Genomic DNA, 16403 nt, shown 5'->3' with positions numbered 1-16403 from the left:
ACAAAGACGGTATTTTGAGGAGAGAAATCATCCTGAATTCAGAAGTCGCAAATTACTAAATGTTTCCTGATTTTTTAAGGCCTGCGCCCAATAATTCTTGGCATTTATCCTATTTTTGCCACATGGCGAGAAAGAATAAAAACAAAGAATTTAAAAACCTCGAAGTCATTGATGCCGGGGCAAAAGGGAAAAGTATAGCCAAAGCCCCCGATGGCAAAGTGATTTTTATTGGAAATGCAGTACCCGGTGACGTGGTAGATGTGCAGACTACTAAAAAGAAACGTGCTTTTTACGAGGGTACAGCAACCAGGATACACGAATTTTCAGATAAACGGGTAGAGCCACCCTGCATACATTTTAGCGTTTGCGGGGGCTGCAAGTGGCAGTTCATGGGCTATGAACACCAGTTGTTTTACAAGCAAAAAGAAGTAACGAATAATCTTACTCGCCTTGGCAAAATTGAATTGCCCGAGGTCACTCCTATTCTGGGCAGTAAGGAAATTTACTTTTACCGTAATAAAATGGAGTTCTCCTTTAGTGACAGCCGTTGGCTGACCCAGGAGGAAATTCAGAGCGGCAAAGACATTGAAGACCGGGATGCACTTGGTTTCCATATTCCGGGCATGTGGGACAAGATCCTGGACATTAAGGAGTGCCACCTTCAGCAGGCACCCAGTAATGGAATTAGGAATGGCATAAAACAATTTGCCATTAAAAATAATATTCCTTTTTTCAATACAAGAGATCAAAAAGGAATGCTGCGCACGTTGATGATAAGAACTTCTTCTACAGGAGAGATCATGGTGCTGCTTCAGTTCTTTGAAGACAATAAAGCGCAACGGGAATTACTTCTGAATTTTGTTGCTGAAGAATTTCCGGAGATAACAAGCCTTCAGTATGTGATCAATTCAAAAGGTAATGACACCATTTATGATCAGGAAGTAGTTTGTTACAAAGGCCAGGATCACATTTTTGAAGAAATGGAAGGCCTGAAGTTTAAGATCAATGCCAAATCTTTTTATCAAACCAATTCGGCCCAGGCTTACGAACTGTATAAAATTACGCGCGACTTTGCCGGTTTAACCGGAGATGAAGTGGTTTATGACCTGTACACCGGCACCGGAACAATTGCCCAATTTGTGGCTGCCAAAGCTAAAAAGGTCATAGGCGTTGAAGCGGTACCCGAAGCTATTGAAGACGCCAAACAAAATGCTGAAAACAACAATATCACGAATACCGAATTTTACGTTGGAGACATGAAAAAGGTGTTTACCAGTAAGTTTGTCAAAACTCATGGGGAGCCCGATGTTCTCATTACCGATCCTCCACGAGATGGAATGCACAAGGATGTGGTTGCGCAAATAATTGGTATCTTGCCACAGAGAATTGTGTATGTTAGTTGTAATTCGGCAACCCAGGCAAGAGATCTTGCACTACTCGACGAGCACTACAAAGTAACAAGAACACAGGCGGTTGACATGTTTCCACAAACGTTTCACGTAGAAAATGTTGTTTGTTTAGAACGAAGACAATGAACAGGTTCCAAAAATGGCTTTTTTTAGCAGGTTTTATTATCCTCACCCTTGGGTGCCAGCGAGACGATATTTGTCCCGAAGGAACTGAGACCACTTCCCTACTGGTGATCGAATTTTATGATCTGCTTAATCCTACGCGCTTAAAGGCAGTACCAAACCTTACGGTTCGCGCTAGTGGCAAAGAAGAAATTTTGATGGGGCCAACCACTGTAAATACTGTTAGCCTGCCGCTTAGAACTGATGAAAACTTCACAGAATATATTTTCACTATCAATTCTGGCAGCGAGGAGGAAAATACAGATACAGTAACTTTTACTTATTCTCCAAATCTTGAATATCTCAATCGTGCGTGTGGCTACAAAGTAAACTACAACAGCCTGGATATTGCAATTCATGAAGATGAGAATAACTGGATACTTTCAGAAACTATTATACAAGAAAGCGTTGAAAATGAAACAGAGGCTCATATTTATTTTACTCACTAGTTTTTGGTTTCATTCTTCAGAAGTCTTTGCCCAGGAAGCGGTAACAGACACTGTTGATGTACGTGAAAAATATGGGCTGCGCGTCGGGATCGACCTGTCAAAGCCTATAAAGATGCTTATTGAAGAAGATTATCAGGGCCTGGAGGTCAAAGCCGATTACGGGTTGTATGAAAACATATACCTGGCCGGAGAAATTGGAAATGAACAGAACGTGATTTCGCAGCCAAATGTGACGGCTTCTGCAAAAGGAAGCTACGTTAAACTTGGGGGAGATTACAATTTTTACCATAACTGGACCGGGATGCAAAACCTTATTTACGTCGGATTGCGTTACGGTTTCGCCTCATTTTCTACCGAACTGGAGGAATATTCCATATATGACCGGAACCCTTATTTTGAACCGGATATTAGAGCTGAAGGCCGTGAATTCAACAACCTTACTGCAGGATGGCTGGAAGTAAAATTAGGTACAAAAGTAGAAGTCTTGAACAACCTGTATCTTGGAGTGCATGTAGAGCTCAAGAAAAAGATCAATGAGACTAAACCGGGGAATTTTGACAATCTCTATATCCCCGGCTTTAACAGAACCTACGACGGGAGTAGCCTTGGAGTTGGCTACGGCTACTCAATTTCTTATTTAATACCTCTTTACAGGCAGTAGCCTAATTATCCTGTTTTTTAGCTTTTTTGGAACCTTCGTAAATCTCGTATTTAAGCAGCTTTGATTCCAGGGCTCCATTAAATAATTTGATTTTGCGGGAAGGCCTTAAACCTACATGTTTAATAGCTTCAAGATTAGAAGTAATAAACCAGGCATGGGTGCCCGGATAACTCTGCTTAAGCGTGTCGCCAATAGATTTGTAGAATACAGGCATATCTATACTAAGACGTTCTCCATAAGGTGGATTGAACACCATATGCAAATGTCTTTCTGTTTGCTTTTCAGTCTTGAAAAAATCTTCGTGTTCTACCGAAATAAATTCCGCAAGATTAGCATTATCAACATTATCTTTAGCTTTATGAACAGCTGAAGGTGCTTTGTCGTAGCCTTTGATGGTGAAATGAAAATCCCGCATTTTCTTTAATACCGACTCCTGAATCTTTTCAAAAAGATCTTCATCCCAATCTTTCCACTTTTCAAAGCCAAACTCCTTTCTATTCAAATTGGGGGGAATATTACAGGCTATCATGGCAGCTTCTATAAGAATAGTACCACTACCACACATGGGGTCAATAAAATCACATTGCCCATCCCAGCCTGAATGTAAAAGCATTCCCGCTGCTAAAACTTCATTTATTGGTGCAATATTGGTAGACGATTTATAGCCACGTTTGTGCAACGATTGTCCCGAACTATCGAGTGAAATTGTGCAATTCTCTTTCTCAATGTGAATGTTGATGCGCAAGGAAGGGTAATCAAGGTCAATCCCAGGACGTTCTCCGGTTCTGTCCCTAAATCTATCAACAATAGCATCTTTTGATTTAAGAGCTACATATTTAGAATGAGTGAATTTTTCGGAATGTACAGTAGCATCAATTGCCAGGGTCTGATTTGAATCCAGGTATTTTTCCCACGCAATTTTGTTGACCTCATTGTAAAGGTCATCTTCAGAAAAAATCCTGAAGGTCGCAATTGGTTTGAGCACTTTTATAGCCGTACGCAGGGAAAGGTTGGCTTTATACATGAAACCTTTGTCCCCATAAAATGAAACAGATCGCACTCCCTCACGTACATCTATAGCTCCCAGGTTTCTCAATTCTTTGGCAAGTAATGGTTCAAAACCAAAAAGCGTTTTGGCAACCATTTGATAATTATTTCCCATTTGTTATTTTCTGTGAGAGACAAAAATACACTAATTTTGCAGGATATGGAATTAGCAGCAAATAGATGGTTTTCTTCGTGGTTTGACACTCCATACTACCATATTTTATATAAGAATCGGGGTGATGAAGAGGCACAGCAGTTCATGCAGAACCTCATTACCTTTTTAAAACTTCCCCAAGGAGCAAGTATACTTGACCTTGCCTGCGGTAAAGGAAGACATTCTGTGTATCTCAACAAGCTCGGGTTTGATGTTACTGGGGTAGATCTCTCTATAAACAGCATTGCGTACGCCAAACAGTTTGAAAATGAAAATTTGCACTTTCATACCCACTGCATGTGCAAACCTATGAACGAGCAATATGATGCTGTTTTCAACCTATTTACCAGCCTTGGTTATTTTGAAGATGAAAAAGAAAACCGGGAAAGTATTTTATCTATAAAAAAGGAGCTCAAAGAAGGTGGCTGGGGAGTCATTGATTTTATGAACGTAGTTAAAGTGATCGATAACCTCGTGCCTTCTGAAGTAAAAACAGTGCAGGGAATTACTTTTAATATTACCCGAAAGGTTGAAAACGGATATATTGTTAAAGATATAGAATTTGAAGACGAGGGAGAAGAATATGCCTATTCAGAAAAGGTGAAAGCTTTTACTTTGGAAAATTTCCTTTACTACTTTGAAAAAGACGGAATTGAACTGGTTCACACATTTGGGAACTACAACCTACAGCCATACGATAAAATTAAATCTGACCGATTAATACTTGTATTTAAATAATGCTGTATATACTGCCATTAATAGCGGTGGTAATAGGGTATTTAATATCTCTATTTTTAAAACCGTCCTCCTCCACCGGCTTTCAGCTATTACTTTCTTTTAGCGGTGCTTTTCTCCTTTCAGTAACAGTATTCGAAATGTTACCCGAAGTCTACAGCTCCGGATTTGATAAGGTTGGATTGTTCATCATGGCCGGACTCCTCTTACAGATTTTCCTGGAATTTCTCTCTAAAGGTGTAGAACATGGGCACATGCACCACAGCGGGAATTCCGTAAAATTTCCTTACCTCTTACTCCTGAGTCTATCACTTCATGCCCTTCTTGAAGGTTTTCCATTGAATCAAAGCAGCGATTTACTTCATGGGGTAGTGATCCATAAGATTCCAGTCGCCGCAATACTGGCTGCTTTTTTATTCCATTCAAAAATAGCAAAATACAAAGCCTTTCTTTTTCTCGCGGTCTTCGGATTAATGACGCCACTGGGCAGCTGGATGCATGCGAATTTTATGATTTCTGAAGAATATTCGGCTTACATCAATGCAATGGTCATAGGGATTTTTCTTCACGTTTCTACAACCATACTCTTTGAAGCCTCAAAAAACCATAGTTTTAATGCTACAAAACTGGCTGTGGTCATTTCCGGAATTTTATTGGCTTATTTTCTATAGTATATGTACAGTCGTGCTGAAAGTAAAAAGATTCGCCAGGAATTCTGGACCAGCTTCGGAAAAAATCACCCCCGAAAGTGGCTTTTATACAACACCAGAATTAAAGACCTGTCTTTAAAATTCACCTTTACCCGCGATACTGCTGAAGTTTCTATAGATCTCGATGCTAATGATGAGATCATGAGACTTTATTATTTTGAGAAATTCGAAAGCCTGAAGGTGATTCTTAAAGATGAATTTTTACCTGAAGCAGTTTTTGACAAATCATATCAGCTTGAAGACGGAAAAATAATTTCCCGCATCTACGTCACAATACCAGGTGTTGATATCCACAATAAAAAAGGCTGGCCAAAGGTTCAGTTATGGCTCGATAAAAACATGGATGCCATGGAGCGCTTTTTCCTGGAGTACAGGGATTTTATTGAGCAGTAGAAATCCGCGCCAACGGTTTCCAAAATAGTATTTTTTACAAAATCTACCCTCCTCTCTGTGTGGGGTGGCTGCAGGCCGTGCATATTTCCAGGAAGTTGTTGTGGAACCCGGCACGGATTGCAAATCCGCGCCAGCGGGATAAACTCGGATCATTCCTCCACTCTTCTTTGAGGAGGGGGGGCTGGCCACAGGCCATGCTGATTTTAGGGCATAAAAAAACCCTTCATCAAATAAATGATGAAGGGTTTAAAAGAAAGGCGGCGACATACTCTCCCACAAATAGCAGTACCATCTGCGCTAACGGGCTTAACTTCTCTGTTCGGAATGGGAAGAGGTGAGCCCCGTTGCTATAACCACCTTAAATCGTTAGTATGCAGTGTTCAGTGATCAGTTGGCAGTAGCCATGATTACTTACTAGATATCATACCTAATAACTTTGACATAGTTGGAAAATAATAATATAAGAAAACACTTTGAGCAGTATATTAAGCTTTAGGTTATCCTCCCCGGCCCTTGCAGGCCGGGAAGCGCACTAAGCTATACGGATTATTAGTATCACTCGGCTATGACATTACTGCCTTTACACCTGTGACCTATCAACGTGGTAGTCTCCCACGATCCTTTAAAGAAATCTCATCTTGTGGTGGGTTTCGCGCTTATATGCTTTCAGCGCTTATCCCTTCCCAACGTAGCTACCCAGCAGTGCTCCTGGCGGAACAACTGGTACACCAGAGGTTGGTCCAACTCGGTCCTCTCGTACTAGAGTCAGATCCACTCAAATTTCTAACGCCCACTGTAGATAGAGACCGAACTGTCTCACGACGTTCTGAACCCAGCTCGCGTGCCACTTTAATGGGCGAACAGCCCAACCCTTGGGACCTTCTCCAGCCCCAGGATGTGACGAGCCGACATCGAGGTGCCAAACCCCCCCGTCGATGTGAGCTCTTGGGGGAGATCAGCCTGTTATCCCCGGAGTACCTTTTATCCTTTGAGCGATGGCCCTTCCATGCGGAACCACCGGATCACTATGCTCTACTTTCGTACCTGATCGACCTGTATGTCTCTCAGTCAAGCTCCCTTATGCCATTGCACTCTACGCACGGTTACCAAGCGTGCTGAGGGAACCTTTAGAAGCCTCCGTTACTCTTTTGGAGGCGACCACCCCAGTCAAACTACCCACCAAGCACTGTCCTTCCAATGGAAGTTAGGCTTCAAACAAGTAAAGGGTGGTATTTCAACAATGACTCCACGATACCTGGCGATACCGCTTCAATGTCTCCCACCTATCCTACACATCACTTGTCCAAAGTCAATACTAAGCTATAGTAAAGGTTCACGGGGTCTTTTCGTCCCACAGCGGGTAATCGGCATCTTCACCGATACTACAATTTCACCGAGCTCATGGCTGAGACAGTGTCCAGATCGTTGCACCATTCGTGCAGGTCGGAACTTACCCGACAAGGAATTTCGCTACCTTAGGACCGTTATAGTTACGGCCGCCGTTTACTGGGGCTTCAATTCAATGCTTCGCCGAAGCTAACATCTCCTCTTAACCTTCCAGCACCGGGCAGGTGTCAGACCCTATACATCATCTTTCGATTTAGCAGAGTCCTGTGTTTTTGATAAACAGTCGCCTGGACCTTTTCACTGCGGCCCCACCGGAGTGGGGCGACCTTTCTCCCGAAGTTACAGGTCAATTTTGCCTAGTTCCTTAGCCATGAATCTCTCGAGCACCTTAGAATTCTCATCCCAACTACCTGTGTCGGTTTGCGGTACGGGCTGCTTTTGCTCGCTTTTCTTGGAAGTCGATATTCAGGATTATCACCGCCGCCGAAGCTTGGGTGTACTATCGGGGTGTTACCACTCCCTTCAACGCACTATTCCGTCAGTGCGCACCTAATTCTCGCCTCCGTCACTTTTAACGCAAAGCAGGTACCAGAATATTAACTGGTTGTCCATCGACTACCCCTTTCGGGTTCGCCTTAGGCCCCGACTAACCCTCAGCTGATTAGCATAGCTGAGGAAACCTTAGTCTTTCGGTGTGCGGGTTTCTCGCCCGCATTATCGTTACTTATGCCTACATTTTCTTTTGTAACCGCTCCAGCATACCTCGCAGTACACCTTCTACGCTGTTACAATGCTCCCCTACCACTCTATACTAATGTATAGAATCCATAGCTTCGGTAGTATGTTTATGCCCGATTATTATCCATGCCGAACCGCTCGACTAGTGAGCTGTTACGCACTCTTTAAATGAATGGCTGCTTCCAAGCCAACATCCTAGCTGTCTAAGCAGTTCAACCGCGTTTTTTCAACTTAACATACATTTGGGGACCTTAGCTGATGGTCTGGGTTCTTTCCCTCTCGGACATGGACCTTAGCACCCATGCCCTCACTGATTAACATCATTTTATAGCATTCGGAGTTTGTCAGGAATTGGTAGGCGGTGAAGCCCCCGCATCCAATCAGTAGCTCTACCTCTATAAAACTAATTAATCGCTGCACCTAAATGCATTTCGGGGAGTACGAGCTATTTCCGAGTTTGATTGGCCTTTCACCCCTACCCTCAGGTCATCCCAAGACTTTTCAACGTCAACGGGTTCGGTCCTCCACTATGTGTTACCACAGCTTCAACCTGCCCAAGGGTAGATCACACGGTTTCGCGTCTAACACTACCAACTAAAGCGCCCTATTCAGACTCGCTTTCGCTACGGCTCCAGGGCTTAACCCCTTAACCTCGCTGGCAACGTTAACTCGTAGGCTCATTATGCAAAAGGCACGCCGTCACCCCCTAAAGGGCTCCGACCGCTTGTAAGCGTATGGTTTCAGGATCTATTTCACTCCGTTATTCACGGTTCTTTTCACCTTTCCCTCACGGTACTGGTTCACTATCGGTCTCTCAGGAGTATTTAGCCTTAGCGGATGGTCCCGCCAAATTCATACAGGGTTTCTCGTGCCCCGCACTACTCAGGATACCACTATGGTTTATGTTCATTACTTATACCGGGCTATCACCGTCTATGGCCACTCTTTCCAAAGTGTTCTAATTCTGTTCACAACCAATGTCGTGGTCCTACAACCCCGGTAAGTCCGTAAACTTACCGGTTTGGGCTAATGCGCGTTCGCTCGCCACTACTAGCGCAATCACTATTGTTTTCTTCTCCTCCGGGTACTTAGATGTTTCAGTTCTCCGGGTTCGCCTCCTTTCGGATAACATACCTTCAGTATGCTGGGTTGCCCCATTCGGATATCTGCGGATCAACCTGTATGTGCCAGTCCCCGCAGCTTTTCGCAGCTTATCACGTCCTTCATCGCCTCTGAGAGCCTAGGCATTCCCCATACGCCCTTATTTAGCTTATGTGCTTTTACCTAATATGCTCTTTTAAAAGTTATGAGTTAAGAGTTCAGAATTATAAATAACTCCTATTCTTACTTCAACACTCTTATTTAATATAATTTGCTCTATCTATAATCTTACAACTATAGAAATTTTTATGTTTCTCGTATTCTTATTTTCCAATATGTCAATGAACTTTCTACAATTATCAATTAGCAATCAACAATCACCAGTTTAAAACTGATCATTGATCATTGTTTATTGATCATTGTGTGGTGGAGAATATCGGAGTCGAACCGATGACCTCCTGCGTGCAAGGCAGGCGCTCTAGCCAGCTGAGCTAATCCCCCGTTTTTTTAGTTGGCAGTGGTCAGTATTCAGTATTCAGTTCTCACTGTACTGCGTACTGCTTAACTGCGTACTGTAAACTGGTTGCCCAACTTCTAAAATTTCCTTCAGTATTTCTCAATGAACTTCTTAACTCTGACCATTGTTTATTGATCATTGTTAATTGTATTTCGTAGTCTCAGGCAGACTCGAACTGCCGACCTCTACATTATCAGTGTAGCGCTCTAACCAGCTGAGCTATGAGACTGCAATTAGTAGTGAGTAGTTAGTAATTAGTAGTGAGATAGCTTTTCGCCTCATCTCAATACTCAATACTCATATCTCAATACTATATATTATTAAATTGACAGTGAATTAAGACCAAAAGAAGCTTATCACTTTATTTGTAAAAAGGCTCCTTATGTCGTAATTGCGTTTTGCCTTATAAGAGGCAAAATCTCTAGAAAGGAGGTGTTCCAGCCGCACCTTCCGGTACGGCTACCTTGTTACGACTTAGCCCCAGTTACCAGTTTTACCCTAGGCGGCTCCTTGCGGTGACCGACTTCAGGTACCCCCAGCTTCCATGGCTTGACGGGCGGTGTGTACAAGGCCCGGGAACGTATTCACCGCATCATGGCTGATATGCGATTACTAGCGATTCCAGCTTCACGGAGTCGAGTTGCAGACTCCGATCCGAACTGTGATAGGGTTTATAGATTCGCTCCTGGTCGCCCAGTGGCTGCTCTCTGTCCCTACCATTGTAGCACGTGTGTGGCCCAGGACGTAAGGGCCGTGATGATTTGACGTCATCCCCACCTTCCTCACGGTTTGCACCGGCAGTCTGATTAGAGTTCCCGACATTACTCGCTGGCAACTAATCACAGGGGTTGCGCTCGTTATAGGACTTAACCTGACACCTCACGGCACGAGCTGACGACAACCATGCAGCACCTTGTAACTTGCCCGAAGGAAAAGGTGTTTCCACCCCTGTCAAGCTACATTTAAGCCCTGGTAAGGTTCCTCGCGTATCATCGAATTAAACCACATGCTCCACCGCTTGTGCGGGCCCCCGTCAATTCCTTTGAGTTTCATTCTTGCGAACGTACTCCCCAGGTGGGTTACTTATCACTTTCGCTTAGCCACTCAGCTCTCAATCGAGCCAAACAGCTAGTAACCATCGTTTACGGCGTAGACTACCAGGGTATCTAATCCTGTTCGCTACCTACGCTTTCGTCCATCAGCGTCAGTAAATTATTAGTGATCTGCCTTCGCAATCGGTATTCTATGTAATATCTATGCATTTCACCGCTACACTACATATTCTAACCACTTCATAATTACTCAAGGTATGCAGTATCAATGGCAGTTCTACAGTTGAGCTGCAGACTTTCACCACTGACTTACAAACCCGCCTACGGACCCTTTAAACCCAATGATTCCGGATAACGCTTGGATCCTCCGTATTACCGCGGCTGCTGGCACGGAGTTAGCCGATCCTTATTCATACGGTACCGTCAAGCCCCTTCACGAAGGGGTGTTTCTTCCCGTATAAAAGCAGTTTACAACCCATAGGGCAGTCTTCCTGCACGCGGCATGGCTGGATCAGGCTCTCGCCCATTGTCCAATATTCCTCACTGCTGCCTCCCGTAGGAGTCTGGTCCGTGTCTCAGTACCAGTGTGGGGGATCTCCCTCTCAGGACCCCTACCTATCGTAGCCATGGTAAGCCGTTACCTTACCATCTAGCTAATAGGACGCATACTCATCTTTTACCGCCGAAGCTTTAATTATCAAACGATGCCATTTAATAATACCATGGGATATTAATCCGGGTTTCCCCGGGCTATGCCCCTGTAAAAGGTAGATTGTATACGCGTTACGCACCCGTGCGCCGGTCGCCACCATCCGAAGACGTGCTGCCCCTCGACTTGCATGTGTTAAGCCTGCCGCTAGCGTTCATCCTGAGCCAGGATCAAACTCTTCATCGTTAAATCTTATATACTTTAACAACTACTAAAGGAATTCCTCTTCTTCATCCCGTTTAACCGGGAATCAAAGCTCAAAACGTTCTTCTAGTCTTAATTCTTATTTGCATTTGTTGCTAATTAAAGCAACATACGCGCTGTCAATTCAATATGTCAATGAACTCAAACCCCCTCCGCCTTCGGCACCTCCCCTTTATAAGGGGAGGATCATTCCGTATTACTGGAAGGATCGTCTTGTTGAAATTAAAGGAGTCGAACCTTATTCTATCTCACCCAACCCGGGATTTCTTTTCAGCATGTTTTTATGAACTTTCGCTCTCTCTCAAAGCGGCTGCAAATGTATAACCTTTTTTGAAACTGACAATAAAAAAATTTTATTTTTTTTCAGCCACTCTCGAAGCTAATCCCGTAAAAGCGGATGCAAACTTACAACCTTTATTACTTAACTTCAAAATGTTTTTTAGAGAACTTTTTCAACCCTAAAAGAACACTTACCGTGCCTCTCAAAGCGGATGCAAAGATAAAACCAATTTCCTTTACAATCCAAGATAAAATTCAAAAAAATTTCAGAGAACTTATTCGCTTTAAAGGCTTGCTACATATAGGCTCAGACACCGTCTCTCCTACCCCCGTCACTCCCTCTCAAAGCGGCTGCAAATATACAACTGAATTCTAATCCCACAAGCCTCCAACAAAAATATTTTAAGGTTTTTTTGACATTTTTCTAAACCCCAAAACTAAGGTGCTGAAAATGAAATTTTTGAAGAGAGATTTTTTCTACACTTTTTTATCCTGAAATTAAAAGTAGAGGATGTATGGTTACAAGGATGGGCATTTTTCGATGGTGCGACCCCGCCGGGGTCGTGTGGGGCGTGATCTCTTGGTTATAAATATTGGACCCCGTCGGGGTCACAGTTCCCTCCACTCCTGCTATAAGCATGTAATTCCTTCGAAATTATGAGTACATGATATCTCTTATATATACTATGTAGATCCATTACCAGCAGGAGGTGCAATTTTGTGAAAGTACTACTATTATATGGCTCCTTCGGACCCTGAGACATACCTTATGAGATAAGAGGTGCCGAAAATGGCATTTTTGAGAGGTGACATTCACAAAGGTGCGACCCCGTCGGCGTCGAAGGTGTGACTGCCTCTTAGTTACAAACATATGACCCCTTCGGGGTCGTGGAGTCGAGGGCTTCAGGGGTTATGAAACATAAGACCCCTCCAGGGTCTGGGTTCGTGACCTGTTCTTAATATATAGTATGTGGTAAGAATCACACCAGCAGGAGGTACAATTTTGTGAAAGCCCTATAATTATATGGCTCCTTCCGGCTTTTAAAACATCGTTTATCAGGTAAGAGGTTCCAATAATGGCATTTTTGAGAGTTGGCGTTTCGGAAGGTACGACCCCTTCGGGGTCGGGGTCATCACGGTATCCAGGTTAAAAACATGTGACCCCTTCAGGGACGCGGTTTGTAACCTGTTCCTGTAATTAAAATAATAAGACCCATTGTGTCTTGGGCTCGTGACTTATTACGTTACAAAGACCTGTTAGGGTTTAACCATCCGGATCCAAAGGATCGGTATTTGTATTATTCTTCAGCAGGGATGACCCCGAAGGGGTCAAATGTTTATAGCTGATAAACGAAATATCCATCGAATTACATTAATAGGAATCAAAACAATCAATTCAATCCGATTATTTCAATGCCAATCGAAAACGAAAAACCCCAATCCCATTACATTATTATGAATCGAAGACGTGTACCCGCGTTAGGGATAGCAGCGGAAATCCTTTTTGCAAGGCACGAGCAAAAAGATTGGAGCGGATAGCCCGACCCGCATGAGCGGTAGCGAAGGCGGGGAACGCCCAAATGATTAAAATTATCAGGATTTGCGGTCTCCTTTTGCAGCAGGGGAAGACCATTTATCTGTAAGTTCCAGGAAATTATAGTCGAGCGCAGAGGGTTGTCTTTCCAGCTGTCTCCCCTGAAAAGCCCTTTGTAAAATATCTTCAATATAATAGTCTTCCTGATTTTTTGCTGGATCGAATTCTTCTTTCAGCGAAATATCAAAGAAACTGGCCGTGGTGTTATACCAAAAAGCCCTCCAGCCACTCTTGAGATCTTTTACAAGATCAAAAGCCGTAATCCCGGTTTGCCTGTGAATCAATTTTACAAGGATCTGCCCCTCGGTGCGGGTCAATTTCTTTAATTCGGCCGAGAATTGATTTTCAATATAATTCTGGACTATTTTTGTGTAGCGTTTTTGATCCCTCCTGGATTTTATTTGATCAAGCCTGCTATTGAGCTCTACCAACCGTTCTGAAGCCAGTTTGGCATAAGGGTAAACTTTTATCGTCTTGCGGCGAAGAATAAGATATTTACGCCTTTCAAGATCATTATCAAATTTTAGGCGGCTCAAAATAAGTACCTCGCCCAGGTCTATATGTGAACGTGCAATGGTATCTCCCTCGATGATGTAATATTCATATTCCACACTATCCTGCACGGGCTCTTTAATCTGAGCAAATGCAGCAGCCGGGATCAAACACAGAAAAATGAATAAAATCTGCTTCAAAATATTCGTTTTCAACATGGGAGCTAAAATCATTCCAAAATTACATTATCTATAAATTGTCAGCTCTTCAAATCTTCCTAAATTCGTGCAAAAGAATAAAATAATGAGTCAGGAAAAAATTCTTACTGAAAAGTCGATAGATTTCTTAGAAAAATATTTAAATAACGCAGCGCCTACAGGCTACGAATGGGAAGGCCAAAAGCTGTGGATGAATTACATAGAACCTTATGTTGATGAGTTCATTACAGATACTTACGGTACCGCTGTAGGAGTGATAAACCCAAAAGCAAAATATAAGGTAGTAATAGAAGGTCACGCCGATGAGATCTCGTGGTATGTTAATTACATTACCGATGATGGTTTGATCTACGTAATTCGCAATGGCGGTAGTGATCATCAAATCGCCGCTTCCAAAAGAGTAAACATTCACACCAGGAACGGGATTGTAAAAGGGGTTTTTGGATGGCCGGCTATTCACACCCGCGATAAGGAGAAGGAACAGGCTCCAAAACTTGACAATATTTCTATAGATGTTGGCTGCTCTTCTAAAGAGGAAGTTGAAGCCCTGGGCGTACACGTGGGCTGTGTGATCACCTATCCCGATGAGTTCTTTATTCTGAACAAAGACAAATTCGTGAGCAGGGCTTTAGATAATCGCATTGGAGGTTTTATGATTGCTGAAGTTGCCCGTCTGCTGAAGGAGAATAAGAAAAAATTCCCTTTCGGACTTTACATTACAAACTCGGTACAGGAAGAAATTGGCCTAAGAGGTGCCGAAATGATCACCCAGCGCATTAAACCTAATGTTGCCATAGTGACCGATGTTACGCACGACACTACTACTCCAATGATCGAGAAAAAGACCAACGGCCTTACCAAAATTGGAGATGGCCCGGTAATCTCGTATGCACCGGCCGTTCAAAACAAACTTCGCAATCTTCTTATCCAAACTGCTGAAGACAAACAGATCCCGTTCCAGCGTATGGCTTCTTCAAGAATGACAGGGACAGATACTGATGCTTTTGCCTACAGCAACGGCGGGGTGGCATCGGCTTTGATCTCCCTTCCCCTACGCTACATGCACACCACTGTTGAAATGGTGCACCGCAACGATGTGGAAAACGTGATAAGGTTGATCTATGAAAGTTTACTGCAACTAAAGGATGGGGATACCTTTAGCTACTTTGAATAAATAGCATCCAAAAATGTCATTTTTGAGCCTCCTTTTTTTAGGAGGCTTTATTTTTTCTGAAGTTTTCACATTTCTTTACATAGAAGAGATATCGATGAAAACTATATTTAAGAAAAAAAATTCATGGTGCTTTCCTCTGATGAAGTAAATTCACTCATCTCTAACCCAGACCTGGCCGCCGAAAAGGCAAATCTTCAATATACTTCTGAAGACGACCTGTGCATAGAACGCCGCAAAAGAGGAAAAGGATATCAATACCTGCACGAGGGAGAGCCTTTAAAAGATGAAGAGGCCCTGGCAAGGATCAAAAAACTGGTAATCCCACCCGCGTGGGAAAAAGTGCGAATCTGCCCCCACTCCAACGGGCACTTACAGGTTGTGGGGCTGGATGCCAAGCAACGAAAGCAGTACATGTACCACCCCGACTGGACAAAACTCAGAAATCTTACAAAGTTTTACAAAATGATCTCCTTCGGAAAAGTTTTACCTAAAATTCGGACGCAGGTAGATGAAGATCTCGATAAAAAGGGCATGCCGCAGGAAAAAGTACTGGCCCTGATTATAAGACTCATGGAGGAAACCCATATTCGCATTGGTAATGAGACTTACGCCAAACAAAATAAATCTTACGGACTCTCCACGCTTAGGAGTCGGCATGTGAAGATCTCAAAAGGGGAAATGCAATTCAACTTTTTTGGGAAACGCGGAATTGAAAATACCGTTTCTATCCGCGATAAGAAGCTCATTAAGCTGGTGAACCAATGTGAGGAAATTCCCGGGTGGGAGGTCTTCAAATACATTGGGGAAGACGGAAAAAAGCACAGCATTGATAGCGGGATGGTCAACGAGTACATACAGGATTTGAGCGGCGCACTTTTTTCGGCTAAAGATTTCAGGACCTGGAGCGCAACCAAGATATTTTTTGAGAAACTTCGGGAAATAGGTTTTACTGAAGAAGAAAAGCAGAATAAAAAGAACATTCTTGAAGCTTATGATGCCGCCGCCGAAGCTTTGAACAACACGCGTAGTGTATGCCGCAGTTATTACGTACACCCACACGTGGTCAAGCTTTATGAAACCGGGGATATTGTTACTTATTTCAAAAAGGTGGAAAGAAAACGCACTTCCAAGCCTAATCTTTCACAGACTGAAGAAGTACTTCTTGAATTACTCAAGGATTTTGAAATAGAACTGGAAGAAAAAGAAGCTATATCTTAATTTGCCTTTCATTTTCTGCTAAAAAAAATCCTTCTGAAAT

General features: G+C 43.1%; 10 protein-coding genes, 2 tRNA genes and 3 rRNA genes. 8 read left to right on the top strand and 7 right to left on the bottom strand.

Annotation, left to right across the window (positions count from 1 at the left end; translation table 11 throughout):
• Positions 1 to 122 precede the first annotated feature (122 nt).
• Genes rlmD through VS868_RS14455 form a run of 3 tightly spaced genes read left to right on the top strand, consistent with a single transcriptional unit; the run spans position 123 to position 2681 of the window.
• Complete coding sequence (gene rlmD, locus VS868_RS14465) at positions 123 to 1535, top strand: 23S rRNA (uracil(1939)-C(5))-methyltransferase RlmD (protein WP_345598471.1); 1413 nt, start codon at positions 123 to 125, stop codon at positions 1533 to 1535.
• Positions 1532 to 2020: a DUF6452 family protein gene (locus tag VS868_RS14460; RefSeq protein WP_345598470.1), complete on the top strand. Its 489-nt coding sequence runs from the start codon at positions 1532 to 1534 to the stop codon at positions 2018 to 2020. Before rlmD ends, VS868_RS14460 begins: the two co-directional genes overlap by 4 nt.
• The gene (locus tag VS868_RS14455) at positions 1986 to 2681 is read left to right on the top strand and encodes a DUF6048 family protein (RefSeq protein WP_345598469.1); all 696 of its coding nucleotides are present in this window, start codon (positions 1986 to 1988) and stop codon (positions 2679 to 2681) included. The genes VS868_RS14460 and VS868_RS14455 overlap by 35 nt, the downstream gene beginning before the upstream one ends.
• A 1-nt stretch (position 2682) precedes the next feature.
• Here VS868_RS14455 and VS868_RS14450 read toward each other — a convergent pair whose 3' ends face one another.
• Positions 2683 to 3843 (bottom strand): THUMP domain-containing protein, encoded by a 1161-nt coding sequence (locus VS868_RS14450; protein WP_345598468.1) that lies wholly within the window; start codon positions 3841 to 3843, stop codon positions 2683 to 2685.
• A 45-nt stretch (positions 3844 to 3888) separates the two neighbouring features.
• On the opposite strand from VS868_RS14450, the gene VS868_RS14445 reads away from it, so the two are divergent.
• The 3 genes from VS868_RS14445 (at position 3889) to VS868_RS14435 (ending at position 5720) form a co-directional block, all read left to right on the top strand.
• Positions 3889 to 4620, top strand: a complete 732-nt coding sequence (locus VS868_RS14445) for a methyltransferase domain-containing protein (RefSeq protein WP_345598467.1) — start codon at positions 3889 to 3891, stop codon at positions 4618 to 4620.
• 137 nt (positions 4621 to 4757) lie between these two features.
• Positions 4758 to 5288, top strand: a complete 531-nt coding sequence (locus VS868_RS14440) for a ZIP family metal transporter (RefSeq protein WP_345598466.1) — start codon at positions 4758 to 4760, stop codon at positions 5286 to 5288.
• Between the two features lie 3 nt (positions 5289 to 5291).
• Positions 5292 to 5720, top strand: a complete 429-nt coding sequence (locus tag VS868_RS14435; protein ID WP_345598465.1) for a DUF4268 domain-containing protein — start codon at positions 5292 to 5294, stop codon at positions 5718 to 5720.
• Positions 5721 to 5972: 252 nt separating this feature from the next.
• On the opposite strand, the gene rrf is transcribed toward VS868_RS14435, so the two are convergent.
• The 6 genes from rrf to VS868_RS14405 all read right to left on the bottom strand — a co-directional run bounded on the left by rrf (position 5973) and on the right by VS868_RS14405 (position 13971).
• Positions 5973 to 6081 (bottom strand): 5S ribosomal RNA (gene rrf, locus VS868_RS14430).
• A gap of 167 nt (positions 6082 to 6248) precedes the next feature.
• Positions 6249 to 9082: ribosomal RNA gene (locus VS868_RS14425) — 23S ribosomal RNA — on the bottom strand.
• A gap of 248 nt (positions 9083 to 9330) precedes the next feature.
• Positions 9331 to 9407: transfer RNA gene (locus tag VS868_RS14420), tRNA-Ala, on the bottom strand.
• A gap of 171 nt (positions 9408 to 9578) precedes the next feature.
• Positions 9579 to 9652: transfer RNA gene (locus VS868_RS14415), tRNA-Ile, on the bottom strand.
• 196 nt (positions 9653 to 9848) lie between these two features.
• Positions 9849 to 11370, bottom strand: a 16S ribosomal RNA gene (locus VS868_RS14410).
• Together the 16S, 23S and 5S rRNA genes with 2 tRNA genes alongside form the textbook arrangement of a ribosomal RNA operon.
• Before the next feature lie 1890 nt (positions 11371 to 13260).
• Positions 13261 to 13971: a DUF4294 domain-containing protein gene (locus VS868_RS14405; RefSeq protein WP_345598464.1), complete on the bottom strand. Its 711-nt coding sequence runs from the start codon at positions 13969 to 13971 to the stop codon at positions 13261 to 13263.
• 85 nt (positions 13972 to 14056) lie between these two features.
• Between VS868_RS14405 and VS868_RS14400 the strand changes: the two genes are divergently transcribed.
• A complete protein-coding gene (locus VS868_RS14400; protein ID WP_345598462.1) occupies positions 14057 to 15145 on the top strand; it encodes a M42 family metallopeptidase in 1089 nt (362 codons plus the stop codon).
• Between the two features lie 123 nt (positions 15146 to 15268).
• Positions 15269 to 16363 carry a DNA topoisomerase IB gene (locus VS868_RS14395; RefSeq protein WP_345598461.1) on the top strand — a complete coding sequence of 365 codons (1095 nt, stop codon included), beginning with the start codon at positions 15269 to 15271 and terminating at the stop codon, positions 16361 to 16363.
• The last annotated feature ends 40 nt before the right edge of the window (positions 16364 to 16403 follow it).

This window comes from Salinimicrobium sp. 3283s, assembly GCF_039602225.1.
In the GTDB taxonomy this organism is placed as follows: domain Bacteria; phylum Bacteroidota; class Bacteroidia; order Flavobacteriales; family Flavobacteriaceae; genus Salinimicrobium; species Salinimicrobium profundisediminis.
The sequence above is the reverse complement of the archived record's forward strand: the minus strand, read 5'-3'. Positions and strand labels throughout refer to the sequence as shown.

What these genes read in the sequence shown, in the direction of transcription:
- rlmD (WP_345598471.1), top strand. Translation starts at nt 123, where the DNA reads ATGGCGAGAAAGAATAAAAACAAAGAATTTAAAAACCTCGAAGTCATT.
- VS868_RS14460 (WP_345598470.1), top strand. Translation starts at nt 1,532, where the DNA reads ATGAACAGGTTCCAAAAATGGCTTTTTTTAGCAGGTTTTATTATCCTC.
- VS868_RS14455 (WP_345598469.1), top strand. Translation starts at nt 1,986, where the DNA reads ATGAAACAGAGGCTCATATTTATTTTACTCACTAGTTTTTGGTTTCAT.
- VS868_RS14450 (WP_345598468.1), bottom strand. Translation starts at nt 3,843, where the DNA reads ATGGGAAATAATTATCAAATGGTTGCCAAAACGCTTTTTGGTTTTGAA.
- VS868_RS14445 (WP_345598467.1), top strand. Translation starts at nt 3,889, where the DNA reads ATGGAATTAGCAGCAAATAGATGGTTTTCTTCGTGGTTTGACACTCCA.
- VS868_RS14440 (WP_345598466.1), top strand. Translation starts at nt 4,758, where the DNA reads ATGTTACCCGAAGTCTACAGCTCCGGATTTGATAAGGTTGGATTGTTC.
- VS868_RS14435 (WP_345598465.1), top strand. Translation starts at nt 5,292, where the DNA reads ATGTACAGTCGTGCTGAAAGTAAAAAGATTCGCCAGGAATTCTGGACC.
- VS868_RS14405 (WP_345598464.1), bottom strand. Translation starts at nt 13,971, where the DNA reads ATGTTGAAAACGAATATTTTGAAGCAGATTTTATTCATTTTTCTGTGT.
- VS868_RS14400 (WP_345598462.1), top strand. Translation starts at nt 14,057, where the DNA reads ATGAGTCAGGAAAAAATTCTTACTGAAAAGTCGATAGATTTCTTAGAA.
- VS868_RS14395 (WP_345598461.1), top strand. Translation starts at nt 15,269, where the DNA reads ATGGTGCTTTCCTCTGATGAAGTAAATTCACTCATCTCTAACCCAGAC.